This is a genomic window from Planomicrobium okeanokoites (assembly GCF_003428875.1).
GTDB lineage: Bacteria > Bacillota > Bacilli > Bacillales_A > Planococcaceae > Planococcus > Planococcus okeanokoites.
Genome location: NZ_QQRS01000002.1, coordinates 304130 through 329813 on the forward strand (window position 1 = coordinate 304130; position 25684 = coordinate 329813).

General features: G+C 45.1%; 25 protein-coding genes. 5 read left to right on the top strand and 20 right to left on the bottom strand.

Annotated elements, in window-relative coordinates:
* Window positions 1-16: 16 nt before the first annotated feature.
* The 17 genes from D2910_RS06375 to D2910_RS06455 form a co-directional block, all read right to left on the bottom strand.
* The gene (locus tag D2910_RS06375) at window positions 17-994 is read right to left on the bottom strand and encodes an amidohydrolase family protein (protein ID WP_117312796.1); all 978 of its coding nucleotides are present in this window, start codon (window positions 992-994) and stop codon (window positions 17-19) included.
* A 117-nt stretch (window positions 995-1111) separates the two neighbouring features.
* The gene (locus D2910_RS06380) at window positions 1112-2788 is read right to left on the bottom strand and encodes a PucR family transcriptional regulator (protein ID WP_117312797.1); all 1677 of its coding nucleotides are present in this window, start codon (window positions 2786-2788) and stop codon (window positions 1112-1114) included.
* A gap of 273 nt (window positions 2789-3061) precedes the next feature.
* On the bottom strand, window positions 3062-3682 hold the full coding sequence (locus D2910_RS06385; RefSeq protein WP_117312798.1) for a cysteine hydrolase family protein: 621 nt from the start codon (window positions 3680-3682) through the stop codon (window positions 3062-3064).
* A 60-nt stretch (window positions 3683-3742) separates the two neighbouring features.
* The gene (locus D2910_RS06390) at window positions 3743-5095 is read right to left on the bottom strand and encodes a dihydroorotase (protein ID WP_117312799.1); all 1353 of its coding nucleotides are present in this window, start codon (window positions 5093-5095) and stop codon (window positions 3743-3745) included.
* A gap of 277 nt (window positions 5096-5372) precedes the next feature.
* Window positions 5373-6299, bottom strand: coding sequence for a glycine betaine ABC transporter substrate-binding protein (locus tag D2910_RS06395; protein ID WP_117312800.1), 927 nt, complete (start codon window positions 6297-6299; stop codon window positions 5373-5375).
* A 69-nt stretch (window positions 6300-6368) separates the two neighbouring features.
* Window positions 6369-7229, bottom strand: a complete 861-nt coding sequence (locus tag D2910_RS06400; RefSeq protein ID WP_117312801.1) for an ABC transporter permease — start codon at window positions 7227-7229, stop codon at window positions 6369-6371.
* Window positions 7222-8421: a quaternary amine ABC transporter ATP-binding protein gene (locus D2910_RS06405; RefSeq protein WP_117312802.1), complete on the bottom strand. Its 1200-nt coding sequence runs from the start codon at window positions 8419-8421 to the stop codon at window positions 7222-7224. The genes D2910_RS06400 and D2910_RS06405 overlap by 8 nt, the downstream gene beginning before the upstream one ends.
* A gap of 541 nt (window positions 8422-8962) precedes the next feature.
* Window positions 8963-9760 (bottom strand): carbon-nitrogen family hydrolase, encoded by a 798-nt coding sequence (locus tag D2910_RS06410; protein WP_117312803.1) that lies wholly within the window; start codon window positions 9758-9760, stop codon window positions 8963-8965.
* A gap of 260 nt (window positions 9761-10020) precedes the next feature.
* Entirely contained in the window at window positions 10021-11550 is a 1530-nt protein-coding gene (locus D2910_RS06415) for a tripartite tricarboxylate transporter permease (RefSeq protein ID WP_101801290.1), read from the bottom strand.
* 24 nt (window positions 11551-11574) lie between these two features.
* Window positions 11575-12057 carry a tripartite tricarboxylate transporter TctB family protein gene (locus D2910_RS06420; RefSeq protein WP_133299076.1) on the bottom strand — a complete coding sequence of 161 codons (483 nt, stop codon included), beginning with the start codon at window positions 12055-12057 and terminating at the stop codon, window positions 11575-11577.
* 109 nt (window positions 12058-12166) lie between these two features.
* Window positions 12167-13138 carry a Bug family tripartite tricarboxylate transporter substrate binding protein gene (locus D2910_RS06425; RefSeq protein ID WP_117312804.1) on the bottom strand — a complete coding sequence of 324 codons (972 nt, stop codon included), beginning with the start codon at window positions 13136-13138 and terminating at the stop codon, window positions 12167-12169.
* 19 nt (window positions 13139-13157) lie between these two features.
* Complete coding sequence (locus tag D2910_RS06430; protein WP_101801287.1) at window positions 13158-13688, bottom strand: chromate transporter; 531 nt, start codon at window positions 13686-13688, stop codon at window positions 13158-13160.
* Window positions 13685-14233 (bottom strand): chromate transporter, encoded by a 549-nt coding sequence (locus tag D2910_RS06435; RefSeq protein ID WP_101801339.1) that lies wholly within the window; start codon window positions 14231-14233, stop codon window positions 13685-13687. The genes D2910_RS06430 and D2910_RS06435 overlap by 4 nt, the downstream gene beginning before the upstream one ends.
* 11 nt (window positions 14234-14244) lie before the next feature.
* Complete coding sequence (locus D2910_RS06440) at window positions 14245-15849, bottom strand: gamma-glutamyltransferase family protein (RefSeq protein ID WP_117312805.1); 1605 nt, start codon at window positions 15847-15849, stop codon at window positions 14245-14247.
* 22 nt (window positions 15850-15871) lie between these two features.
* A complete protein-coding gene (locus D2910_RS06445) occupies window positions 15872-17392 on the bottom strand; it encodes a tripartite tricarboxylate transporter permease (protein WP_101801285.1) in 1521 nt (506 codons plus the stop codon).
* A 12-nt stretch (window positions 17393-17404) separates the two neighbouring features.
* On the bottom strand, window positions 17405-17893 hold the full coding sequence (locus D2910_RS06450) for a tripartite tricarboxylate transporter TctB family protein (protein WP_101801284.1): 489 nt from the start codon (window positions 17891-17893) through the stop codon (window positions 17405-17407).
* A gap of 34 nt (window positions 17894-17927) precedes the next feature.
* On the bottom strand, window positions 17928-18926 hold the full coding sequence (locus D2910_RS06455) for a tripartite tricarboxylate transporter substrate binding protein (RefSeq protein ID WP_240633562.1): 999 nt from the start codon (window positions 18924-18926) through the stop codon (window positions 17928-17930).
* A 211-nt stretch (window positions 18927-19137) separates the two neighbouring features.
* On the opposite strand from D2910_RS06455, the gene D2910_RS06460 reads away from it, so the two are divergent.
* Complete coding sequence (locus D2910_RS06460; protein WP_117312806.1) at window positions 19138-20061, top strand: LysR family transcriptional regulator; 924 nt, start codon at window positions 19138-19140, stop codon at window positions 20059-20061.
* A 93-nt stretch (window positions 20062-20154) separates the two neighbouring features.
* Here the strand turns inward: D2910_RS06460 and D2910_RS06465 are convergent, their stop codons facing one another.
* Complete coding sequence (locus tag D2910_RS06465; RefSeq protein ID WP_117312807.1) at window positions 20155-21015, bottom strand: fumarylacetoacetate hydrolase family protein; 861 nt, start codon at window positions 21013-21015, stop codon at window positions 20155-20157.
* Between the two features lie 80 nt (window positions 21016-21095).
* A complete protein-coding gene (locus tag D2910_RS06470; protein ID WP_084243776.1) occupies window positions 21096-21836 on the bottom strand; it encodes an SDR family NAD(P)-dependent oxidoreductase in 741 nt (246 codons plus the stop codon).
* Window positions 21837-21967: 131 nt separating this feature from the next.
* Between D2910_RS06470 and D2910_RS06475 the strand changes: the two genes are divergently transcribed.
* Window positions 21968-22750, top strand: a complete 783-nt coding sequence (locus D2910_RS06475; RefSeq protein ID WP_117312808.1) for a potassium channel family protein — start codon at window positions 21968-21970, stop codon at window positions 22748-22750.
* Window positions 22751-22804: 54 nt separating this feature from the next.
* On the opposite strand, the gene D2910_RS06480 is transcribed toward D2910_RS06475, so the two are convergent.
* Entirely contained in the window at window positions 22805-23668 is an 864-nt protein-coding gene (locus tag D2910_RS06480; RefSeq protein ID WP_117312809.1) for a GAF domain-containing protein, read from the bottom strand.
* A 318-nt stretch (window positions 23669-23986) separates the two neighbouring features.
* Between D2910_RS06480 and D2910_RS06485 the strand changes: the two genes are divergently transcribed.
* From D2910_RS06485 to D2910_RS06495, 3 genes are read left to right on the top strand one after another with little or no spacing between them, the layout of a single operon-like run.
* Complete coding sequence (locus tag D2910_RS06485; protein ID WP_117312810.1) at window positions 23987-24439, top strand: MarR family winged helix-turn-helix transcriptional regulator; 453 nt, start codon at window positions 23987-23989, stop codon at window positions 24437-24439.
* A 9-nt stretch (window positions 24440-24448) separates the two neighbouring features.
* Window positions 24449-24964, top strand: coding sequence for a spermidine/spermine N(1)-acetyltransferase (paiA, locus tag D2910_RS06490; protein WP_117312811.1), 516 nt, complete (start codon window positions 24449-24451; stop codon window positions 24962-24964).
* 27 nt (window positions 24965-24991) lie between these two features.
* The gene (locus tag D2910_RS06495; RefSeq protein WP_117312812.1) at window positions 24992-25612 is read left to right on the top strand and encodes an FMN-binding negative transcriptional regulator; all 621 of its coding nucleotides are present in this window, start codon (window positions 24992-24994) and stop codon (window positions 25610-25612) included.
* The last annotated feature ends 72 nt before the right edge of the window (window positions 25613-25684 follow it).

The following is a 25684-nucleotide window of genomic DNA, read 5'->3' on the forward strand; positions in this document are numbered from 1 at the left end:
CTCCTCCTTCCTTCGATTAATCGAATAAAACTTCCGCATTCTTGCTTAAAATCTTTGCTTTTACTTCCTCCGAGAAATTACATTCGTTTACAATGTCCACCGGAGTCAGCGTCCCCATGTCAAAAGGATAATCGCTTCCCAATACTACGTTATCTTCTCCTGCAAGGTTCACGAGAAATTCCAAAGGTTTTGGTGAGAATGTTAAAGTATCGAAATAGAATCTATTTAAATAGGAGGAAGGCAGATTTTCGCAAGTTCTGCTTTCTTTTCTTTCGCGGTATCCTTTGTCAAACCGCCCAATTTGATATGGCATGTAGCCGCCTCCATGGGCCAACATTACTTTCAGGTTTTTAAAGCGATCCAGCACTCCGCCAAAAATCAGGCTGCCAGCTGCAACCGCCGTATCTAACGGGTTCCCAATCAGATTGGTAAAGTAGTATTTGGATAAACCGGATTTATCCCCTACATAGTATGGATGAAGGAATAAAGTGATGCCCATGTCATCAGCGGCCTCAAAAAAAGGCAGGAATTTCGGATCATCCAAATTCACGCCTTCAATCGAAGTGCCCAGCTCGACGGCCTTGATACCGTATTCTTTATGCACTCGTTCCAGTTCCCGGACTGCCAGTTGCGGGTTCTGCATCGGTACCGTAGCCATTGCCCTATACACTTGCGTATTTTCGGCCATCATTTCAGCAATTCCATCGTTTACCAGAATAGCCACTTCTTTTGCCGTTGTGTCATTTAACCAGTAATTGAAAGTAGGTGGCGCAGGTGACAGTATGATTTTATCAAGCTTTCCTGTCTTCATATCTTCCTTCTTGGAAGCGCTATCATAAAACTTATTAAATAAGGGATATTTATAGCCTTGCTTGTGGATCATCCACTCCTGCCCATCAATTGTCTGTACCTCCGCATCAAAGCGGCTGTCGCCTTTACGCACTAAATCCACGATATTTTTCGGTATGATGTGATGATGCGTATCAATAATCATCGAATTCCCCCATCTAATTTTTTGATTTTTTAAAATATACCAATAAATCAAACGGATATATATATTGTTCAGGAACAAAGATGTGGCTTATCCATTGTTGCAACACGACAAACTAATTCATTGATTCAATAAGATATTCGATTCCAACGCAAATAAATAAGCCAGTTTGAACTCTGGAGAATTCAACTCATTGCCAATTATCCCTTTCACTTTTTTGATTCGATAAGAGACGGTATTCGGATGAAGAAACATTTTCTCGGCCGTCGCTTTTATGCTGCTGTCACTTAGCAGGAATACGTGCAACGTTTCCAAAAGAACATTGCCGTGTTCCTTATCGTATTTTTTCAAATCTTCCAGATAACTGTTGCAAAAATCTTCTATCTCTTCATGATTCTCAATCATTGAGAAGATTCGATAGATACCAATATCATCTGAAAACATCAGCGTCCCTTTCCATATGAATTTCCTTACGACTGACAGGGCCATATTCGCTTCTTTATAACTTCTGCTGACCAAATTCAAAGTTGTATATGCTCCTCCGACTCCTATTAGCACTTTTTCTTTGCCGAACTGTTCTTCTAAATCACTTTTTAATTTTCCGATTATCTCTTTCAGAACAGAAGGCATTTCCTTCACTTTTTTCGGATTGAATGATACCAGGACAGTAAACAAAGAACCTACGTTACCTATAATCACTTGCCCAAAATATTTCTTAAGATGGTTTTGTGTCATACGGTATATCAGCTCTTCATACTGATCATTAACCCTGTTGCCATCTTCATTAAATCCAACGACTTCAATCATTATTGCTGCCATCGGATTAGACCAGTTGATGTCCAGAAAATCCTCATCATAAACCACTTTCGTGTGAATCCGGCCGCTGATGATGTCCTCGATTAATGCCAGGTTTTTCTTCCGGAAGGTCTGCTTATTTACATACTGTTGCATCAAGGACAATGCCAGTGCAGTAGTCGAAGTCTTTAAAATGATTCTGTCAATCGGCAGATGAGGATTTTTAAGATCAATCATCGATAAGTAACCGTATATGCTCTTATTCGAATAAACGGGAATCATGATATTTTTGATTCGCTTTTCATCTTTTTGGCTGATGATAGTTTCCTGTTGGGTATCTACCACACCCTGGTGAATGTTTCGATAAAATTTCGTGTTGACTATTCTGCTTTTAAAGTCCTCCGTCTTTCGTTCTTCCAACACCTCAATCTCGAAAGCTGTCAAATCGGACTTGGGAATGCCAGCGGAAATCATTTGCAGGTTCGCATCCTCCAGAATTACCGGGTTTCCTATCAATTGAGCGATACGTCCAACAATTGTGTCGAGACTTGCGTTTTCCAGCACCAGGCTAGTCAAATCACTTTGAATTTCTTCCACCTGCTGCATTATTTTCATTCTTTCGTTCATAAAGAAGTCCATGAATTCTTCAATGACGACCGGCCATGTTACTTCATGTGCTACGCTGATAATTGGGAAATGATGGCGGTTTGCCACCTCCACAATAGCCTCTGGCACCACACCCAAAAAGCGACTTGCTTTAATCACAAGCGCAGAGGCCCCGTTACCGATAATGCTTTCAATCCACTCCTGCTGATGGGTCACCTGATTGCTGACAAAAAAAGCGGTTGTGCACACCAGTTCTCCCCCCCTCAGCCAATTAGCGGAATCCGGTACCTCCGCAATCGTTATAGTTGATAGTTCCCTCGATAGCCCATTTCTTCCAGCTATAACCTGACTGTCTTTAAAAACCTCGGCATTGAGTATATCCTGCACAGTAATCATATAGATCCCCCTTATTCACTTTCTTGCTTACATTGATTGAACATCCTAAAGAAGTTAATCAAAACTTTGTTCTTCTATTATAATTCTTTTTCGCCGACTATTTTCAATTAATTTAGAATAATCCAATATGTAATCTTATAGGAATTTCTCCGTTTAATGAGGAATTACAGCGAAAACAACTACTTCTCATCCACTTTTTACCAACCAATAAAACCCTCCTTTTATAGGAGGGTTTTATTTTCGAATTCAATTTAAGTTCTATTCCAATAATTTTTAAATAGCATGTGAATTTTTTTGTCGTTCCTCGATTAATTGATCACTAGTTTTCACTTTGCCAAATGCGCGTTCAAAAACCATTAACGCGGCTTCATGAAATTCAATACCATCCATTGTATCTACACAATTTGAAACCATCGTTACTGCATAATCATTGCATGATGCATCTATAGAAGTAGCCAGACAACAGCTGTTAGTATTCACTCCGGTAATCCATAAAGTTTTGATTCCCTTTGATTTAAGAACAAATTCCAAATCGGTGGCAACAAAACAATCATAGCGCTTCTTCGTATCCACAATCAGATCCTGTGATTCCAAAAGCTCCGGAATGACTTCAACTCCAGGCATACCTTCAATATTGTGGTTTGCAACATTTTTTCTGGTTGCATTTGGATCTTCAGAACGCTCTTTCCAGGCAGGGTTCGATAAGATTTCCTCGGCCGAGCGATACTGTGTAAGTAAATGTATAATTGGAATGCCTGATTTGCGGCATTCATTAAAGAAAATCCGGTTTTCTTCAATTACCTGTTTGCACTTTTCTTCAGGCAACGGCATAGTTGCTACCGATGGATCCAAGTGTCCCCTGTGCAAATCAATAGCGATAACAGCAATACTCATAAAAACTCCTCCTCAAACTTTTATTGGGTTCCATTCTAACTTTCGTTTATATGTCAGATATTATAAAACAAAACTCTTATTTACTTGCTCCACATGTTTACCCACACCAGGTTCACCAACAATTTCCCCATTTTCAACTACTACATTTCCGCGAACAACTGTAGTTACTGGTTTACCAGTAATTTCTACACCGTCATAAGGAGACCAACCAGCTTTGGAAACAATATCTTCATTTCGAATTGTCCATTTCCGTTTCAAATCGATCAATACTATATCGGCATCGGATCCGATAGAGATACAACCTTTACGGGGATACATATTCAAAACTTTTGCAGGCATTTCCGAGAAGACTTCAATCACTCTCTGTAAGTTGATTTTACCTTCGTTAACATAGTTCAACATTACAGGTAATGTTGTTTCTACTCCCGGTAAGCCGAAATTGCAATCCCATATAGTACCTGCTTTTTTTTGCTCAATTGTTGAAGGTGCATGGTCAGTAGATAATATTTGGATATTCCCATTATTCAATAGATCCATTAGCTCTTTTGACTGTTCTTCAGTTCTCGCGGGTGGTGTAAATTTAGCAAAAGGCCCATTCTCCAATACATCTTTTTCATTCAAAAATAAATATTGAGGACAAACCTCTGCGTAAAGTTTTGCCCCATGAGCTTGTTCTCTTTTAATCAGATCAATTACAAAAGGATGGCTGACGTGTGCAATGGTGGCAGTAACACCAGTCATCCGGACCATCAATGCTACATTGGCAACAGCCACTTCTTCCGCAATATCCGAACGCCACTCCGATACAATGCCATTATCAAAACGATGTTGTTCCTTTAAACGAATTTCGTTCCCTTCTGTGATAGCATCATCTTCGCAGTGCACGAGACAACGTCCATCAAAAGAGGCAATCTCTTTAAAAGCTCTAAACAATTCGTCATTATTTAATGTGGGTATGCCGTGCGTGGTGCATGTAAAAATTTTAAATAGTTTTACGCCACTTTCCCATAATGCACGTAAGTTGCCCAAATCTTCCGGAAAAACATGAGCAGTTAGAGCATAATCGACAAGCGAGCGATCCTTTAAATGTTCGATTTTACCGTTGAACCCTTCCACCGTTCTGACCGGCACGGCATGGGTATGTTCAACAACCGTAGTTATCCCGCCAATGGCCGCGGCTGAGGACCCAAAAATAAAGTCTTCACGGCTCGTTTCACCCGGATCCATAAAATGCACATGTTGGTCCACCATACCTGGAACCAAATGCAGGCCTTCTGCATCAATCGTTCTAACTGAATTATTTAAAGGAAATTCACTGATTGCCGCAATAACACCATCTTTTATTGATATGGACCCTTTATAAGTATTTGTCGGAGTAACAACATTTGCATTGATAATTTCTAAATCGAACATCAGCACACATCCTTTCTTCATTAAATTTCTTATAATAAAGAATATATCAACTATTTAAATAATTATATATATGTCCTTAAACCAAAGATTCTTTGTATGCATTGTTTATTAGAAACAAGAGAAATTGAAATAAAAGTTGTTTACCCTTCTCTACTAAGTAGTATTTTGCTTCGCCAACCTAGTCAACTTTTAAGCTTAATGCTCATTTTGTAAAATCGCACAAAAAAACCGAACCCCAAGAAAAAATCTCTCAGAGGTTCGGTCATCTTTTATTCCCTTATTCAGCTGGCTGCAGATCTTCGATTGAATCGATGTCCATATAAGAAGGGACAACAAATCCAACTTTAGCTCCTGTCAGGTTTTCACCAAGGTCTACCAGATCTTCACCGTATTTTTCGAACTGTGATGCGTGTGTTGCCGGCAACCATGCAGCTACCATTGCATCAGCCTGGCCTTCAGCCACTGCCGACCACATTACAGCGTTGTCAAGCGGAGTCAATGTTACGTCAAAGCCTTGAGCTTCAAGCACTTGACCAAGTACATTTGTGGAAGCGACTTCTGTATCCCATTCCACGTATGCAAGTTCGATTTCCGTACCGTCAACCGTTTCAGTGCCTTCCGTCCATTCAGCCACTTTGTCGCTGTTTTCTTCGATCCACGCTGCCGCTGCTTCTTCTACAGCCGTACCGTTTGAAACTTCCAGCATAACGCTTTCGATGTCAGCTGTTTCCCACTGGAATTGGTCGATGACTTTGAATGCTTCAGGATTTTCTTCTTCCAACCCTTTACGTGCCATCGTTTTGATTACTTCTTCTCCACCGAAAACGCCTTCTGGATCTTCAAGGTATTTCAGGTCGTATTTCTGGAACTTCCAGTGCGGGCTCCAGCCCGTTACGATGATCGGTTCTTCGTTGTCGATCGCTTCGCCAAGTGCAGTCGCCATCGCGCCGCTTGAAGAAGTTACAACTTCCCATCCTTCAAGGCTGTCGTATTCTTCAGTAGCTGCTTCAGAAGCTGCTACAACACCAGCACCAGGTTCGATGCCTGTGATTTTATAGTCCATTTCTTCGCCGTAATTCACTTCGCCTGAATCGCTGGCAGTCCCTTCGTCCGTAGTTGCTTCGTCATCTCCGCAAGCTGCAAGCAGCATCATTGGTGTTACTGCAAATGCTAAACCTAAATGTTTCCATTGTGCTTTTTTCATAAATAGATCAATCTCCTTTTTCTTTAAAATTGTATGGTATTTCCCTACTCAGGAAAAATTCCAGCTGGATCAGATGTTCGTTCCTTTTTTCAACGAGAAGCTTTGCGTGAAACGGTCGATGATGATTGCCAGGATGACAATCCCAAGACCGGCGACAAAGCCGGTTCCGACGTCTGCGCGCTGCAGAGCCGAGAGAACTTCACGGCCAAGTCCAGGTGCGCCGATCATCGATGCGATGACCACCATGGACAAGGCCAGCATGACTGTCTGGTTGATGCCGGCCATGATCGTAGTCTTGGCCATCGGCAATTCAACTTTGAATAATTTTTGCGCACCGGTGCTGCCGAATGCGTCGGCTGCTTCCACTAATTCTTCCGATACCTGACGGATACCGAGGTTTGTAAACCGGACCGTCGGCGGTGTCGCGAAAATCAGGGAGGCGAAAATTCCGGGCACCATCCCGATGCTGAAAAATGCGACCGCAGGAATCAAGTAAACGAATGCGGGCATCGTCTGCATGAAATCGAGAACCGGTGTAATGATGTTCTCGGCAACTTTGCTCTTCGACATCAGAATGCCGATCGGCACACCGATGATGACCGAGAGCAGACTGGCGACGAGCACCAGGGAGAAGGACAGCATAAGCTCTTCCCAAAGCCCCTGGTTCCAGACGAGCAGCAAACCGACGACCGAGAACGCGGCAAGGCCAAATCGTTTGCCGCTGAGGAAGAATGCAATGACCGCAACGATCAAGATGACGATGACCGGCGGCACTGCCGCCAGCATGTCGGCGAAACTTTCCAGCCCGTCCCCGAATTCATTTTTGATCGGATCGAACAGGAACGCGAAGCTGTCGGAAATCCATCCTGTAAAATCGGATACCCATGAACTTAAAGGCAATTTTTCGATGTTCTCCATGAAGTTAAGCATGTGTCAAATTCACCTCACCCTGTCCTGCCAGTGCTGAAATGACCGCGCCGCGCACGATGATCCCAAGCAATTTGCCGTCTTCCACGACCGGAATCGGTACCGGCGAGTTGTGGCTGATTTCGAAGATGGCGTTCATCAGCGTATCTTTCGTGACGGTCGGCGCATCTGTTTTCAGAATCGCCATCAGGCTCGTCACATCACTGCGGAGTGCAGTGGATGCGTCATCCGCCGTTACATAGCCTTTCAGATTCCGTTTGCCGTCTGTTACGTAAATGCTGGAGATGCCTTCTTTTTGCATCCGTTCCAGCGCAACCCGCGGGCCATGTTTTTCGATGTTGACTGTTTCCGGACGTTTCATGATGTTGTAAGCCGTCAGGACTTTTGAACGGTCCACGTCTTCAACAAATTTCTCTACATAATCGTTTGCCGGGTTCATCAGGATTTCTTCCGGTGAACCGACCTGTACGATCGAGCCATCTTTCATCAAAGCGATTTTGTCGCCGATGCGGAGTGCTTCATCCAAGTCGTGCGTGATGAAAATGATGGTTTTCTTCATCTTTTCCTGAAGGTCCAGCAATTCATCCTGCATTTCTTTGCGGATCAGCGGATCCAGTGCCGAAAACGCTTCGTCCATCAGCAGGACTTCCGGGTCGTTGGCAAGCGCTCTCGCTAAACCGACGCGCTGCTGCATTCCGCCGGAAAGCTGGGCTGGATACTGTTCGATATAATTGCCCAATCCAACCATTTCAAGCGACTTGCGGGCTTTTTGGCTCCGCTCTTCTTTCGCCATCCCTTGTATTTCTAAGCCATATTCTGCATTTTCCAGGATCGAGCGGAACGGGAAAAGTGCGAATTTCTGGAATACCATGCTCATTTTCGTACGTCTCACACGCAGAAGGTCTTTTTTGTTCATCGTCGCGAGGTCTTCCCCGTCTACGATTACATGGCCTTCCGTCGGATCGATCAATCGGTTGAGCAGCCGAACCAATGTCGATTTGCCGCTTCCAGACAATCCCATGATGACGAAAATCTCGCCCGCTTCCACTTCAAAGGAAGCGCGGTTTACCCCGACGGTGCTGCCTGTCTGTTTCAGTATTTCTTCTTTCGTCTTGCCGGCTTCCAATAACTTTAAAGCCTGTTTTGCATTTTTGCCGAATACTTTCGACAAGCCGTCCACTTTTATGACTGGCATGTTTCATACACCTCTTTTACCATTTTTTTGCTTCTCATGGCTGTAAGAGTTTTTAAAATCTCTTGTGCCTCAATCTATTTGCAGGCTGTTTATGCTACGCAGAAAATCCGCCTTATTCTGTCGTCAATCAAACAAAAACCTATGTAAATAAACTCTTTTCGTGCCAAATAACCTAAGCCGCATGTTCACAACTATACGCTTAATTACCTATGATTTCAAACCGGTTCTCTAAAATTACGGCTTACGAAAGGCTTTTCTACCTGCAAAAACCACCTTTAAAAACCGCAATTTTTTATTATAATTAAAGGGCTCGTTCGCTCTATGGCGGGAGCTCAAAAAGTTGATAGAAAAATCTGATTCTTTAGGACTATACTTTGTTTAAATTTTTTAAAATATTTTTTTGAGGAGCGTAATTCAGAGGTGATTTCGCCCGCATTTATTGCATTCGAACAGCGGATTTTCCCCGAATAAAAAAACGCTGTTCCGACGGAAATTTCCATCGGAACAGCGTTGATATTGGCTATAAAATTGGCTGTTCACCTTATATTTCTTTCTTATATAAATGCGGTACGCGACTGGTAAAGATAGGCACTTCTTTGCGCACCTTCTCTACTTTATCCAGATCCAGAGAAATTGATAAGGTTTCTTCATCTTCTTCACTTGCCTCAAGGAGTACGTCTCCCCATGGATCAATGGCCATCGATGCTCCCGCGAACTCCACTCCGTCATATTCACCGACACGGTTGGCGGAAACCACATACATCTGGTTTTCGATTGCCCGTGCCGTCTGCAGCACCTTCCAGTGGCGGGTTCTTGCTGCCGGCCATTCGGCTACGACATGGAGAACCTGTGCACCGTCCAGCGCGAGGCTCCGGATGATTTCCGGGAATCTCAAATCGTAGCAGATGATCAACCCCATTTTGATGCCTTCAAGTTCGAATACTTCCGGCACTTTTTCGCCGCCGGCCAGAAAGTCATGTTCATTGAGCATCGGCACCAAATGGACTTTATCGTATTCATACACCAAGTCGCCGTTCCGCGAGAAAACAAAAGATGAATTAAAAAACTTGCCGTCCTTCTGATTGGCGACGGAACCGCCGATAATATTCACTTTGAACGTCAAGGCCAATTCCTTCAGGAAACTCTTTGTCTTTGCGCCGTTGGTATCGGCGACTTTGTCCAGGGCTTTCAGCGTATAAGCGGTCGTCCACATTTCGGGCAGCACCACAATATCGGGCTTATTCTCTTTCATCTCCGCTTCAAGCCAATGTCTGACCTTCATGCGATTCGCGTCAGGTTTTCCAGCTATAATGTCCATCTGGTAAATAGAGTATTTCATCTGAACCTCTCCCCACAGGCTTTATTTACACTGATTTGCAGCTGGAACTTCTTGTTGAATGTCTCTAGGCCAAGACATTAACAATATTATACAAATAAAAATCCACGCATTTCAGTATCGTATCTCAAGAATACCCATTAAAAGGCAGTAAAGTCCATCTTTTCGGATGACATGTTTATTACAATTGTATGTCAGCCATGAACTTTGCTAAACACATACAAAAAGCTGTCGAGCATCTCCTCGACAGCTTCTTCCTATATTTATTTCTCGCCCATTGACTTTTTCAGGCGATAATTCGTCCGGTACGTCTGCCAAACGGTATAGACAATTGACAGGACGGCTAGAATTAAGAACACGAGCGAAATCGGACGGGTGAAAAATAACGTCCAATCAGGGTCTGCCATAGCGGCTCTCCGCAAATTCACTTCGGCGATTGGCCCTAGGATGACGCCGATAATAGCGGGGGCTAGAGAAAAATCATATTTGGTAAAGATGTAGCCGATCAACCCCATAGCTAGAAGGATATACAAATCAGTAAAACGGTTATTAAGTACGAAAGTACCGACCACGCACAATACCAGAATGACTGGCACGAGTACTTGGACCGGGATTTGTGTTACTTTCATAAAATACTTCATACCCAAAAATTGTGTGATCAGCATCCAGAAAGATGCGACCAGGAAGGCGAAGAAAATCCCACCGACGATATTCGGTTCATTAACGATTAGTAAAGGTCCTGGCGTGATGCCATGTACCATCAATGCGGACAATAACACTGCCGTAACGGCAGAGCCTGGAATACCCAAGGCTACCGTTGGGATGAGGTCACCGCCGACAGTAGAGTTGTTGCCGGCTTCAGAGGCAATAATGCCTTCTTCGCAGCCGGTGCCGAATTTCTCCGGATTCTTCGACCATTTTTTCGCCTGGTCATAGGCGACGATGTTGGCGATACTGCCGCCCGCCCCTGGAATTGCACCAATGATGGAACCTATAGTGGAAGCGCCGAACAACGTACCCGGCTTTTTCAACACAACCATCAGTGTCTTTATCGGCCGCATGACAAACTTCAAATTCTTAATTTTGTCTTCCTGGCGCTTGATATCGTCTTTATTGATTTCCTTCGCTTCCAAAGATTGAAGCAGGCGGGAAATTGCGAACATACCGATCAGCACGACAAGGAACGGGATCCCCGCCCGCAGTGTTGCCAAATCAAACGAAAAGCGGGAAATACCAGTAATCGGATCCGCTCCGACTGTGGCAATCAGCAGTCCGAATAAGCCTGCAATCAGCCCTTTAATAATGGAATCACCAGTGACACTCGCAATGATGGTGAGGGACACAACGATCAAAGAAAACATTTCCCATGGACCCATCATTAATGCAAAACGCGATATTTGCGGTGCGATGCTTACCAGCAGGAAGAAGCTGATGATCGAGCTCAGGAAAGAAGCCCAGATTCCAATTGACAATGCCTTGCCCGACTCGCCTTTTTGCGACATCGGATAAGCATCGAAAGTTGTAGCGATGGACGATGGCGTCCCCGGGATACCGAGCAGTGCTGCTGTAATCAGTCCGCCGGACATACCGCCGACAAAGACTCCAATCATTGCTGACACACCCGCCACCGGATCCATCCCGAATGTGAGCGGCAACGTTAGGACGATCGCCATCGCCACAGTAAATCCAGGAATCAGCCCTGCCAGAATGCCGACAACGACCCCAATCAAAATGACGATTAAAATTCGCAGCTGAAATACTTCAGCAATTCCCAATAAAAATAAATCCGACATTTTCAGTAGCTCCTCTCGCTGTTCTCAGATGAATATTCCTGAAGGAAAACGGACATACAGCACGTTTTCGAAAAAGAAGTAAATGGTCAATGTAAGAATTACCGCGACTGCGGAGATGGTCATTACTTCTTTTCGCTTCCGGTAGCCGATTAAAATGGCAGCGCCGATAATGAAGAGGATCGTAGAAACGACAAAGCCGATAAACTGAAGCAAAAAGATATATACGAAAAATACCACTGTTGTTAAAATGACCAGTCTGTATTCTCGATAAAATGAACCCATTTTTTCTTTGTTGCTGACTTTATCCTCAACCGGCTTCCTCTTCCGCAATTCCAGTACTTTTGAAAGAATTAAGATGAGTGACAATAAAATCAGCAACCCTGCTATCAGTCTCGGAAAAGAACCTGCATTGAAAAATGCTTCATTCAATGAAGGCAGGTCACCGCCCTGTACATAGATAATGAGGCCCAAGGCAATCAAGGCCAATCCAATTATTATTTCTCCCATATGCCATCCCGCTTTCTGATTTTTTTCGCCCACGATCTCATTAGCAAAAAAAGGAGGGTCAGTTCACCCTCCTTCCACCCCGCACATGACTTCTGCAGGACTAACTTGCTTACTCGGAAATTTCAGAGACGATTTCGCTGATCAATTCATTTTGTTTGTCAAGGTATTCGCGGTAGGCGTCTGGCCCCATGTAATTGACAGACGATCCGACATTATTGACTGCTTCAATGTATTCCTGGTCCTCAGCAGTTGCTTCAAAAGCTGCTGCCAGTTCTTCGATGATTGCAGGATCTGTTCCTTCAGGTGCTACATAACCACGGTTGATGCTCATATTGATATCGTAGCCTTCTTCCTGGAAAGTAGGAACATCCGGCAAGTTTTCAACTCGCTCATCCGTACCGATGGCGATAAATTTCATAAGGCCCGCTTCAACAAATTCATTGGCAGAAGAATAATCGACAATTGCTGCGTCGATATGGCCGCCTGAAAGTGCTTGGATCGCTTCACTTAATCCTTCATAGCCCACCAGGTTGTAGTTGATCTCAAGCTCTTTACCTAATTGCTCCACCCATACGCGTGGAATGCCTGCCACTGTTCCGCCAAAACGGATTTCATTTTCCTTGCCGTAAGCCACAAATTCCTCAAGGGTATCTGCTTCGAAATCGCTCGGCACCGCTAAAATCTGGTCGGAAGAAGACATCGCAGCAATCGGTATGAACGTATCATAATTGATCGTTGTGATATCAGTATGATGTGCCACCAGCAGCCCTTCATGGATTTGGCCTATATTATAGCCGTTGGCTTCTTTCTCAGCCAGTTCTTCAAGGCCCACAGTGCCGCCCACTCCAGGAGAATTGATGACAACAAACGAAGTATCCAGGTTTTGTTCTGTATGCTGAGCAACCAGTCTGCCTTCGATGTCGCTGCCGCCACCTGGAGACCACGGGATAGTCAGTTCAATTTCACGTTCTGGATATGATTCAGCAGAACCGCCGCTTTCTTCGCCGCAAGCCGTCAGACCAAGCGCTGTCAAAGCCATAGCGGCTGTCATCATCGTTTTTTTAAATGTTTTATTGGTCATATCAATTCTCCCCTTTGTTTTAAATTCCGGTGACCGCTCCGTATGCTAGAGCCAACGCAATTACCGCTGCCGGATGCACTTTCATCCGCTCCAGCATCAAATAACTTATAGCCATTATAGCAACAGTCTGAATATTTCCAAGTGCGGATTGAGATTCAATTACAAATTGCAATGTCATAAAGCCAATGAGCACAGCGATGACCGGCTTCACCACTTTCGAAATATTTTTTACTTCCGCTGAATCCTTATATTTAAACAGAATCGCCATTAATCCAAGCATCAGGATAAGGGATGGTGCGATTGTGCCGAACAGGCCGATAAACGCTCCCAGCAATCCGCCTTCCATATAGCCGATATAGCCTGCCATTTTTGTGGCGATTGGGCCAGGAAGTGCATTGCCGAGTGCCAGCACTTCACCGAATTCTTGTGTCGACATCCAGCCATACCGCTCGACCACTTCTTCTTCAACGAGCGGAATGGATGCAGGACCGCCTCCATAACCCAGAATACCGGGTATGAAAAATGCAATGAAAATTTGCCAGTAAATCATTTACTCACCACCCTTTTAATAAAGGGAACCAGGACCACCGCAATGAGGGCCGCAATCAGAATTGCCGGATGAACTCCGAGGACTTCCATTACGATGATTGAAATCACGATGAGGAAAATAGCGACGCCCCAGCCAAGAGCTTTTTGAGATTGCTGGACGAAATTCCAGGTGAGGACTCCGAGCATAACCGCAACGACGGGTACGACTGTCTGAGACATATTCTGCACCCACGGTACATCTTTATAGCTCTGGAGCACACCAAGCAGCAGCACCATCAGGACCACTGTCGGAATGACCGACGCCGCGAGCGCAACAAGCAAGCCCCATAACCCGCCGATCTTGTAGCCAATATAGCCCGCCAGTTTTGTCGCGATCGGCCCCGGCATCGTGTTCGACAAAGCGATGGTATCGCCGAACTCATCGTCGTTCATCCAGTGGTAGCGTTCCACCACTTCTTTTTGAAGTAGCGGTATGACTGCGGGCCCTCCTCCGAATCCCAGCATCCCTGATCGGAAAAACGCCATAAAGACGTTGCTGTATCGAATTTTATCTGTTTTTACCAAGCTGCAACCGCTCCGTCCGTCCGAGATTCGGTTCCGCCGGCAAGCACCCCCGTCTCTGGATTTCTCCAGATGATTTGTCCTCTTCCAAAGGTGCCGCCATCCGGCAATACTTCAATGTCGTGGCCTTTGCGCTGCAATGCCTGAACGAGGTAATTTGGGAATTCAGGCTCCACGTGAATTTTCTTGCCGCCGACCCATTGCCATCTCGGCATATCGAGGGCTGCCTGCGGGTTAAGCAGGTAATCCAGCGTATTCACCACAACCTGGAAATGTCCTTGAGGCTGCATATAGCCGCCCATCACTCCGAACGGTCCGACGGCTTTTCCGTCTTTTGTCAGGAAGCCTGGAATGATTGTATGGAATGTTTTCTTGCCCGGCTTCAGCACATTCGGATGGCTTTCATCGAGTGAGAAATCTGCTCCGCGATTCTGCAGGCCTATGCCCGTTCCCGGGATGACGATTCCGGAGCCGAAGCCCATGTAATTGCTTTGAATAAAGGAAACCATATTGCCTTCCGCGTCAGCTGTCGACAAGTAAACTGTCCCGCCTGCCGGAAGATCGTAGGGCACCGGTTCGATTGCCGTGTCGCCGAGAAGAACCGCCCGTTTTTTGGCGTATTCTTCAGACAGCAGATGTTCCGCTGTTACCGGCATATGTTGTTGTTCAGTGATAAATGCCTGGCCGTCCGTATACGCCAGTTTCATCGATTCAATCTGCTGATGAAATGTCTTCGCCGATTGCCATTCAGGTGCGTCGAGCTGACTGAAAATATTCAGCGCCATCTGCGCGACCATGCCTTGCCCGTTCGGTGGAATTTCCCACACTTCGTGGCCTTTGTAAGTCGTTGAGATCGGCTCCACCCATTCCGGCTGATAGCTGGCAAGATCTTCTTTTCGCAGGAAGCCGCCATGTTCCTGCATGAATGCGTCGATCTCGTCGGCAATGGAACCTTCGTAAAACTCTCGGGCATCGCTTTCGCCAATTTTACGAAGCGTCTCTGCGTGACCTGGCGACTTCCAAACTTCTCCGATTGCTGGCGCTTTACCATCTGGCGCAAACGTCTCAAACCAGCCTTCGAATTCTTTTGCCGTAAATGATCCTTTGAAACTGTTATAGGCTTTTTGCCAGAATTTCCCGAGAATTGGCGTCAGCGGATAGCCCTCTTCGGCGTAGCTGATTGCCGGCTGCAGTGTTTCAAGCAGTGAAAGTTTGCCGAATTTCTGTGAAAGCTCCGCCCAGGCAGCGGGGACACCCGGCACCGTTACCGGAACCAGGCCATGCACCGGCATCTTATCGTGGCCGAGGCCTTTCACGGCTTCTATGGTCAATCCTTTTGGCGAAGGCCCTGAGGCATTCAATCCGTATAACTCGCCCTTCACCCATACCAATGCAAAAGCGTCCCCGCCGATGCCATTCGATGTCGGTTCGAGCACCGTCAAGGATGCGGCTGTTGCAATCGCAGCATCAATGGCATTGCCGCCTTTTTTCATAATTTCAATTCCGGCCTGTGCCGCTAGGGGCTGTGAAGTTGCCACCATACCTTTTTTTGCGAATACTGTATTTCTCTTAGATGGAAACGGGTGATTTAAATAATCCAAAATCTCTCCTCCTGACTAATGTTTACAGATCTGATGAACTTTCCGTTTCTAGCTGTTTCATTTTTTTCGTATATCTGATTTCAGTGATGATTCCATACAGAATAGATAGAATTGCCAATACAAGTATGACTCCTGATAAAGGACGAGTGAAAAACAGCGTCAAATCCGAGCTTGTAGCTACCGCTCTCCGTAAATTTTCTTCTGTCAAAGGACCAAGTATAATGCCGAGTACAAAAGCCGGGAGTGAAAAACCTGAGTTTTTCATCAAATAACCGATTACACCGAACAGCAAGAGAACCCAGATGTCAAAAACCCTGTTGTTTAATGCAAAACTTCCTAAAGCACATAAGATGATAACGACCGGCAACAGGAAGTGCATTGGAATATCATTGATTTTCAAAAACAATCTTATGCCCAGAGACTGGACGACCAGCATCAATATAGCTGAGATAAAGAAAGATAGGAAAATGCCGTATGCCAGTACCGGCTGAGATACGAAAAAATACGGACCTGGCTGGATTCCATGGACCAGTAATGCGCCCATCATCATAACCGTAACAGCACTTCCAGGTATCCCCAGTGCCAGCGTCGGAATCAACGCACCACCTTCTGAGGAATTATTTGCCGTTTCAGCGGCAATAACTCCATCTTTCGTTCCAGTTCCATAAAGTTCTGGTTTTTTGGATAGTTTCTTTGCAACGTCATAACTCATGATATTGGCAATGCTCGAACCTGCTCCCGGAAGAGCACCAATAATTGTTCCGATAATAGAAGAACGAATAACGTTCACAAAAGAGCCGCCCATATCTTTCAATGTTTTCCCTATCGGATATGACAGACTGATTTTCGTATCGACTTCACTTTTTCCACCTGAATGCTTGCCAATTTCAGATAATAACTGGGAAAAAGCAAAAATACCGATCAGTACTGGGAGATAGCTGAAACCTGCCATCATTGATACTGCTCCAAACGTAAACCTCTCAGTGCCAAGAACCGGATCCAGCCCGAACATTCCAAAGAACATTCCCAGCAAACCTGCCAAGATCCCTTTGATCAAGCTGCCATTTCCGAGACTCGCGATTGCACTTAAACCTAATACCATCAGTGCGAAAAATTCCCAAGGTCCAAATTGAATAGCCCATTGAGATAATAGAGGCGCCCCGATTATCAATATGGCTCCACCAATCAAAGAACCAAAAAATGAAGACCATAAGCCGATTGCCAAAGCACGCCCCGGTTCACCTTTCTTAGCCATCGGAAAACCATCAAATGTAGTGGCCACCGACGAAGGTGTTCCCGGAATTCCAAGCAGGATGGATGAAATCAGGCCACCCGAAGCTCCTCCCAGCCAGACACCCATCATCAACGCAATTCCTGATAAAGGCTCCAATCCGAAGCTGAACGGCAAAGTTAAAGCAACGGCCATCGTAATAGTAAAACCCGGTATTGAACCGAAGATTATACCCATAATTACTCCAATTAGCATTAAGAGCAATACTTCCCATTGAGTAACTGCCTGCAGACTCATCATTAAATTCCCCAAAATCTCACCTCTTTAGAAAAATAGCCCTTTTGGCAGATACACTGACAGGAACCTCTCAAATATGAATGTCAGTGTTATTGAAACCACCAGCAAAAACCCTATCGATACAGCATGTTTCTTAACAGTCTTTTTAAGTGGCGTTGCAGTAATAGCGATTAAATAAACAATTGTCATAAATAGAAACGATGAAAAGGTGAAGCCTAAAATGTCTATCAGCAAAATATAGATTGCAAACAAGACAAATATCAACGGAACTTTCCACCATTTTCTTGATGGTCCTGATTCTTCACCTTGTTCGACTTTCTTCACGGCTGCACTTTTAATAAAGAACGATCTTATCAATAACAGCAGAGCAAGCGCTGCGATTCCGACAAGTAAAACCCGTGGAAAGAAAGTGGCTTCCAAGCCAGTCAAATTTTGATTGCTGATTCCAAAACTTTGATAGTAGAAGAACGCACAAAATACTAGAATAACAATACCTGCTATGCGGTCATGATTCATTTTCCGTCTCCCTCTCGCGATTCTTAGAACTTCATTATTCAATAATATTCTGGCGGGTAAGCATTCCTTCCAGGTGTTCTACATCGTCCTCTAAGTAGTTCGTGTATTCTTCAGTGTCTTTATAATTCACATCGACTCCCATTGCTTCCATTTCTTTTATAAACTCAGGATTTTCAGCTACGTTCTTCAGCGCTTCGTCCATGACATCAACAATTTCCTGTGGAGTGTCTTTCGGGAAGAAGTAGCCCCGATTAGTCGCATTCACGAAATCAATGCCTTGCTCTTTTAAAGTAGGAATATCCGGTAATGCCGGATTTCTTTCTTCAGAAGCGATTCCCAGCATTTTTAATTGATTGGCTTTCATATATTCTTTCGCAGCAGGGATTGTAGTGGATCCGAGGTCCAAATGATTCCCTAATAATGCCTGCGTACGCTGAGCCGTTCCTTCATAGGCTACGATATTGAACTTCACGTCCTGGCTATCCATTATTCCGAGTGGGACAATGTGTGTCGTTGATCCGATACTCGCTCCGAAACTTATGGATTCAGGGTTTTCTTTTAATTCATCGACAACGTCCTGCATATTTTCCCAATCGTTTGCCACGTTTGTCGCTATCAATTGATTTGCTGTCGTCATCAATGATACCGGTTCAAAATCATCGTATGAAAAATCTGCTTTGCCCATGAGATGGGATACTGCGATTGAATCGTGGCCAGCCAGCATGGAATACCCATCCGGATTTTGCTTCATAAATTCCTGAGCTCCGATGGTGCCGCCTCCGCCGCCCATATTCGTCACTACGATTTTCACATCCAACTCTTCTTCGAGATATTTATTGATGGTACGCGCTATTACATCAGAGTCCCCGCCTGCACCCCATGGAAGCATCAATTGAATTTGCTTGTTCGGATATCCCTCTGCCGTTTCTGCCGAACCAGAAGAACCTTCAGATGAACAACCTGCTAATAGTAATCCTGCAGCCACAGCTGCTGTGGCCGTCTTAAACATTTTCGACTTTTTGAATATATTCATGAATTTTTTTCCCCCTCATTTTTTTGTTTTTACTAGATTTATTATCTTATGAAGTTCTTTCGATGTATTTATACAATCCACCCTCCAACCTTTTCAAAGAATAAATAATTGATAATTTAAACTTATTGCAATCTTACAAAACATTGTATGGATTAGTAAAATTAAATATATTTAATGTTATAATTAATAAAACTCAATATGGAGGTGTACCATGGAACACAAACTTGAAATCTTTGTCACGACAGCCGAACAGAAAAGCTTTACCCGGGCGGCTGAATTACTGCATATGACGCCCTCTGCCATCAGTCTGAGCATTAAAGCTTTAGAAAGTAAACTTGAGTGCCGACTCTTCGATCGGACCAACAAATATGTTCAATTGACACCAGAAGGCTCAGTTGTATACACCCATGCAAAAGAGATTCTTATGCAATACCATGATATGACACAATCACTTATTAACTTGGATCCTTCAAAGAATATACCGATTTCGATAGGCGCCGCTTATACATTCGGTGAATATTTCCTTCCCGCCATCCTTTATGCTTTTAATAAGAAACATCCCAATATCCTTCCTAATATCACCATTCAGAATTCTAAAGTCATTGCGGAACAAATTCACAAACAGGAACTTGACATCGGCTTTATCGTTGAAGCTGATGTCGCCGAATATGATGTCGATGTCAATCTGTTTTCAGAGGAGATGATGCTTATTGTGGCTCGTCCCGACCATCCCATCAATAAAAACTCATCCATTGATAAGAAAATGCTGGAAGCAGAAACCTGGATCATCCGTGAAGAAGGTTCAGGAACTCGAGATGTCACTAATAAATTCTTCTCCCAGCTCGGCATTGCGCCAAAACGCATCATGAGTTTCGGAAGCTCGCAGACCATTAAGGAGTCGGTGGCACTCGGGCTTGGAGTCTCATACCTGTCGGAATCGGTCATTAAATCCGATGTACAGGTCGGCACGCTAAAGGGCGTCAGTCTTAGTGATTACCCAAATGAAACCAGTTTCCATTACATCACCCACCAATCGAAACTACACACACAGGCCGTGCAGATCTTTAAAGAATTTTTAGATTCCTATGTACTCGGCGAGAAAATTTCTGTCCACACCAAAAAGAAAATTAAATAAAACTATTGCAGAATTCATAGGAATGTTGATTCCCCATAAATGCGTGTCCACGAAAAAAAGCTGTCTTCCTTTTAACAAGGAGACAGCTTTTTATCATCCCTTCAAATCCATTACCGGATTCACCAGCGTCTCAAATCCGTCAATGCGGCATTCCACCACATCGCCGTCACGGATGACGACGGCTCCCGGTGTGCCCGTCGAGATGATGTCTCCCGGCAAAAGCGTCATGACTTTTGAGTGGAAGGAAATCAGCTGCTGCGGCCGGAAGGTCATATTGGACACGAGGTTATCGCGATGGATTTCCCCGTTGATGACAGTCGCCACCTTCAGGTCGAGCACATCTTCCACTTCTTCCGCTGTCACGAGCTGCGGACCGAAACTGAAAAAGGTGTCAAAACTTTTCGCGCGTGTCAGGTAGCGCGGATTTTTCTGCAGAATGTCTTCCGCGGTCATGTCGATGATGGTCGTGTAGCCCGCAATGACGCTGAGCGCGTCTTCCTCTTCGACGTCTTTGCATTCCTTGCCGATGACGATGCCAAGTTCAGACTCCGCCGTCGTGCGTTCGGATTGCAGCGGCACACGGATCGTATCTCTGGGTCCAATGATTGTCGTATCAGGTTTCATAAAACTGGCGGGCTCCATGTTCGGCGAGACTTCGCTGAGGTCTGCGGCATGTTCGACGTAATTCAGCCCGATGCCCCAGATTTTACGCGGATGGCGGTAAAGCGGACCGAATTTGGCGTCCTGAATAACCAATTGCTCGAGCGCTTCCGTATTTTGTCCGGCGATCCATTCTTTGAATGGCTCCAATTTCTCGAGCGGCAGCAGGTCAAAAAGTTGTGTCGGCCACTGCTGGCCAAACTCTTTATTGATGGTTTCGACTGGAATTGCCCCAGCTGCTGTGACGACGGCAGCCGTCTCTTTTCCGTCCAGTTGAATGGTTGCTAAGCGCATATGTATCTACCCTTTCGTATCGTTAGTCTATAGAATAAAACCGCCTCCCACCAAATAGATGGACGGCGATTCCATTTTTCTTATTGTGCCGTGTAGCCGCCGTCCACCAGTATAGTGGCGCCTGTCATGAAATCATTTTCACTGAGGAAGATGATGGCATGTGCGATTTCGTCCGCTGTGCCGAGGCGTCCGATCGGATGTTTCTGGACCAGCTGATCGTAGAATTCCGGTCCCAGTGCGTCGCGGCTGACCATGCCGGATTCCACATAGCCCGGCGCCACTGCATTGACGCGGATATTCTTATTGGCATACTGAAGCGCCAGTGATTTAGTCATCAAGTTGACGGCGCCTTTTGAAGCATTATAGGCAAAAGCCCCGCCCTCCCCGACACTGCCAAGGATAGAAGCGGTGTTGACGATGACGCCGCCGCCGTTGTTCATCATGTGGCGAACGGCATGTTTCGAGCCGAAGAACACGCCATCCTGGTTTACCGCAATGACTTTGTGATAATCTTCATAGCTCAGTTCGTGTGTTTCGCCCAGTGCGCCGATGCCGGCATTATTCACCAGTATGTCGATTGTGCCAAACGTGTCGATGGCAAACTGAATCATGTTCTGAACCGATTCTTCGCTTGCCACGTCCACTTGGACAAACTCCACTTCGCCGCTGCCCTTCAGGTTTTCAGCTTCCTTCTTGCCGCCTTCTTCATTGAAGTCCGCAATCACCACTTTCGCGCCTTTTGCCAGATACGCTTTTGCTGCGGCAAGCCCGATTCCCGAAGCGCCGCCTGTCACTACTGCCACTTTTCCTGCTAAATCCATGTACGTGTCCTCCTTTTTTATGATGGTTCACTCTTATATTATCGAAATAGTTAATTTATTGATAATAAAATCACTTGTCTCTGCCATAAGTCTCTTCGTGTATACTGTTAGTTAAAAAGGGGGGATCCAGTTTGATCATACTTCGACGGCTCTATCTGCAGGCGACAAGCTTGTCCTGGCTAATCCTTACGCTAAGCACAATGCTGCTGATCGCTTTCAGCACCCTGTTGCTGCCTGCAATCGAGCCATCCACTTTCACCAGCTATGCCGATTCGTTATGGTTCACGATGACGACCATGCTGACTGTCGGTTACGGTGATCTTTACCCTTCCACAACCGGCGGAAGAATCTTCACTGTCTTTTTCCTGTACATAATCGGCATCGGGCTGTTTGCATCATTTATTGGAAAGGCGTTTGAAAGCCTGAGCCTGCACAAAAAACGCGAAGAAAGGGGTGAGCTGATGTTTAAAGGAAAAAACCATATCGTCATCATCGATTGGTCCCACAAAGCTGAAAATGCAATTGCCGAAATTCTGAAACAGGATGACCAAACCGATGTTGTGGTGATCGACCGGCTGGATAAAGCGAAAGAGATCCACCCGCGCATCCATTACGTGAAAGGCAATGCCACCCACGAAGATGTGCTTCGCCAGGCCAATATCCAGCAGGCCAAGGCAGTGCTGATTTTTGCGGATGACCGGATTGAAGACCAGAAGCTGACTGACGGAAAGTCCCTGTTGATCGCCACTGCCGTGGAACGGATGTCGCCGGATGTTTTCACGACTGTCGAAGTCGAACGGGAAGAGCACCTTCCGAACTTCTCACATGTCAAAGTCGATAAGTTCATCATGTCCAACGGCACGATTGCCCGTATGGCCGTGAATTCCATTTTTACTGAAACAAGCGAAATGTAAAAAAGAACGCCGGGCTGGCCATTTTTAATGGCTTCACCGGCGTTCTTTTTAACTTTACGAGCAGGATTCAATTTTCTTCGTCAGCACAAATCCCATTTGTTCAATAGCGATCTTCAGTGTCGCTTCCATTCTTTCACCTTTCAGCGAATGGGCGAAATGCGGAACATTCAATGCGATGGATGGAGTGATTCCTGTAATGACCGGGGTCACACCCATGATTTTCAAGATTTTCACCAAATCCAGCAATGGCTGCTCGATTTGCGGATCGATTTCTGTGATTCCTGAAAAATCGATGATCAGAAAATCGAGCTCACCGCCTGCTTTATTGACTGTGTCCTCAATCATCTGTTTGGCACGTGTAAGGGTGATGTGGCCAATGATCGGCAGAATGGAAATGCCATCGGTCAAAGGAACAAGCGGAGAGGAAAGTTTCTGTATTTCCTTTTTGGCCGTTTCGAGTTCCAAAATATACGTCAGCAGCGAAGACATCATCTCGAACATTTCCTGGTCTTCCGGAGTGAAGTCATATGGATGCTTATCCAAGCCGCAAATGGTGCCGTAGACCTTACCGTTTTCATAATAAATCGGGATGCCCATGAAGGAACCTTTATCGAAATTGGATGCAATTTCAAGAGTCTGGGCATTTTCATCCTTCGATATATCATCTATCCTGAGCACATCCTGGCCATGTTGGATCGAGAGGTTGCAGAAAGTCTGGTTCAAAGGCGACTCACTGCCTTCTTTGACCAATTCTTCGTCCCGATTAAAAGCTTTCTTAATGGTATTGGTTTCGCCGTCATTTTTCGCGATGAACAGCGTATTTATGTTCATGCGGCCGCTTAGCATTTTGAGCACCTGATCGGCTGCCTCATTGAAATTTTCGAATTGCCGGGATGAACCCGCAGTTGACTGTGCCATCATATTCCTCCATTTTGGGATTCTACTTGATCTATATTGCTGCACTTTTACTTACGATCATTTTCAGACACCAACTAATATGATACCCGTTAACAATAAAGTATAACCTTCCAGTGTCAGAAATGCTCACTGGCACATCCGGTTTCAGAAAGAATTTTCACAGTGGGTTGCCGTGCCGGGAAATCGACTGTTTCTTATACCCCTCACCTGAAAATTTTCATGAATGAAGAAAAAGACCAGCAGCAAAGATTTTTTTGTTGCATTTGCAATAAAAATAGAGTAGATTTTATTTATACTAATTAGACGGAGGCTGTTTCAATGACTGAAATTCTGCGTGAAATCGGCATGATTGCCCGGGCTTTGGATTCCATCAGCAATATCGAATTCAAAGAGCTTGATCTGACCAAGGGCCAGTACCTCTATCTGGTAAGAATCTGTGAAAATCCCGGAATCATCCAGGAACAATTGCTGGAATTGATAAAAGTGGACCGCTCTACAGCGACCCGCGCTATTCAAAAACTGGAGCTGAACGGTTTTATTGAAAAAGAGCCCGACACCGAAAATAAGAAGATTAAGCGATTGTTTCCGAGCGAAAAAGGGAAAGAAGCATACCCTTTCATCAAAAGGGAAAATGAGCATTCCAATCACGTTGCGCTGGAAGGGTTCACAGAAACAGAAGCCGAAATGGCCGCCAGCCTGCTGCGACGGATCCGAAAGAATATCGAAAGGGATTGGGAAGCGGTCAAAAAAGGACAAAAACGACATTATTAAAGGAGCGCGCTGCATATGCCATTAATCAAATGTACACCTGAACATCTGCCTGAACTTCAGGCCATCAGCCGGGAGACGTTCACTGAAACTTTCAAGGAGCAGAATTCGCCCGAACACTTGAATGCATACTTGGAGAAAGCCTATAATCAGGAGCAATTGGCGCTTGAACTGGCGAATCCGGAATCGCGATTCTATTTCGTCCACAGCGACGACGAAGTCGCGGGCTACCTGAAAATCAACGTCGGCGAAGCACAGTCGGAAAAGATGGGCGCTGATTCACTCGAAGTCGAGCGTATTTATGTAAAGAAGAAGTTCCATAAAAAAGGGCTTGGCAAGCTCTTGCTGGAGAAAGCTTTTGATGTGGCGGCTGAACTGGAGAAGAAGAAAGTGTGGCTGGGCGTCTGGGAACATAATGAAAACGCCATTGCCTTCTATAAGAAGAAAGGATTTGTCCAAACCGGCGCGCATCCATTTTACATGGGCGACGACAAGCAAATCGATTTGATCATGACAAAAACAATGTGATGCTGTTATTCAGAAAGGCGGTTTGAAATGTATATCCCAAAGTTTTATAAAGTGACCGATATTGATGAGATAGTGGAATTTGTGCAGCATCATTCGTTCGGCACGCTTGTCACGACAAGAAAAGGCAGACCTATCGCGACTCATTTGCCCCTGCAGCTGGTGAAAGAAGAGGATGATTATTACGTAACCGGCCATATGGCATACGGAAATCCCCAGTGGCGGACTTTTGAGCAGGATGAAGAAATATTGATCATGTTCCAGGGACCGCATTCCTATATCTCCTCTTCCTGGTATGAGCAGGAAAACGTCCCGACATGGAATTACCAGGCAGTCCATATATACGGCGTCGCCCAAATTCTGGACGGAGAAGAATTGAAGCAGGATTTGACGAAGCTGATGGAGAAATACGAGCACCACCGCCCGGATACCGTTCTGTGGGACAAGCTGTCCCCTTCTCTATTAGAAACAGAAATGAAAGGCATCGTCGGCTTCAAAGTGAAAGTGAGCGATATCCAAGCTGCCTTCAAGATGAGCCAGAACCGCAACGACACGGATTACCGCAATATCATCGAGCAGCTGCGGAATGAAGGCAACACGGATTCCAGCCGGATGGCGGATGAAATGGAGAAGAAAAGGAAGGAGCGTTGAGCTTCTGGTTAAATGTAAAAGCTGTCCTGTTGAATTTTCTCAACTGGACAGCTTTTTTGCTTGGAACTTTTT

Bases quoted from the DNA above. Each gene is read 5' to 3' on its own strand.
- D2910_RS06375 (WP_117312796.1), bottom strand. From the start codon at position 994: ATGATTATTGATACGCATCATCACATCATACCGAAAAATATCGTGGAT.
- D2910_RS06380 (WP_117312797.1), bottom strand. From the start codon at position 2,788: ATGATTACTGTGCAGGATATACTCAATGCCGAGGTTTTTAAAGACAGT.
- D2910_RS06385 (WP_117312798.1), bottom strand. From the start codon at position 3,682: ATGAGTATTGCTGTTATCGCTATTGATTTGCACAGGGGACACTTGGAT.
- D2910_RS06390 (WP_117312799.1), bottom strand. From the start codon at position 5,095: ATGTTCGATTTAGAAATTATCAATGCAAATGTTGTTACTCCGACAAAT.
- D2910_RS06395 (WP_117312800.1), bottom strand. From the start codon at position 6,299: ATGAAAAAAGCACAATGGAAACATTTAGGTTTAGCATTTGCAGTAACA.
- D2910_RS06400 (WP_117312801.1), bottom strand. From the start codon at position 7,229: ATGCTTAACTTCATGGAGAACATCGAAAAATTGCCTTTAAGTTCATGG.
- D2910_RS06405 (WP_117312802.1), bottom strand. From the start codon at position 8,421: ATGCCAGTCATAAAAGTGGACGGCTTGTCGAAAGTATTCGGCAAAAAT.
- D2910_RS06410 (WP_117312803.1), bottom strand. From the start codon at position 9,760: ATGAAATACTCTATTTACCAGATGGACATTATAGCTGGAAAACCTGAC.
- D2910_RS06415 (WP_101801290.1), bottom strand. From the start codon at position 11,550: ATGTCGGATTTATTTTTATTGGGAATTGCTGAAGTATTTCAGCTGCGA.
- D2910_RS06420 (WP_133299076.1), bottom strand. From the start codon at position 12,057: ATGGGAGAAATAATAATTGGATTGGCCTTGATTGCCTTGGGCCTCATT.
- D2910_RS06425 (WP_117312804.1), bottom strand. From the start codon at position 13,138: ATGACCAATAAAACATTTAAAAAAACGATGATGACAGCCGCTATGGCT.
- D2910_RS06430 (WP_101801287.1), bottom strand. From the start codon at position 13,688: ATGATTTACTGGCAAATTTTCATTGCATTTTTCATACCCGGTATTCTG.
- D2910_RS06450 (WP_101801284.1), bottom strand. From the start codon at position 17,893: ATGAATCATGACCGCATAGCAGGTATTGTTATTCTAGTATTTTGTGCG.
- D2910_RS06455 (WP_240633562.1), bottom strand. From the start codon at position 18,926: ATGAATATATTCAAAAAGTCGAAAATGTTTAAGACGGCCACAGCAGCT.
- D2910_RS06460 (WP_117312806.1), top strand. From the start codon at position 19,138: ATGGAACACAAACTTGAAATCTTTGTCACGACAGCCGAACAGAAAAGC.
- D2910_RS06465 (WP_117312807.1), bottom strand. From the start codon at position 21,015: ATGCGCTTAGCAACCATTCAACTGGACGGAAAAGAGACGGCTGCCGTC.
- D2910_RS06470 (WP_084243776.1), bottom strand. From the start codon at position 21,836: ATGGATTTAGCAGGAAAAGTGGCAGTAGTGACAGGCGGCGCTTCGGGA.
- D2910_RS06480 (WP_117312809.1), bottom strand. From the start codon at position 23,668: ATGGCACAGTCAACTGCGGGTTCATCCCGGCAATTCGAAAATTTCAAT.
- D2910_RS06485 (WP_117312810.1), top strand. From the start codon at position 23,987: ATGACTGAAATTCTGCGTGAAATCGGCATGATTGCCCGGGCTTTGGAT.
- D2910_RS06495 (WP_117312812.1), top strand. From the start codon at position 24,992: ATGTATATCCCAAAGTTTTATAAAGTGACCGATATTGATGAGATAGTG.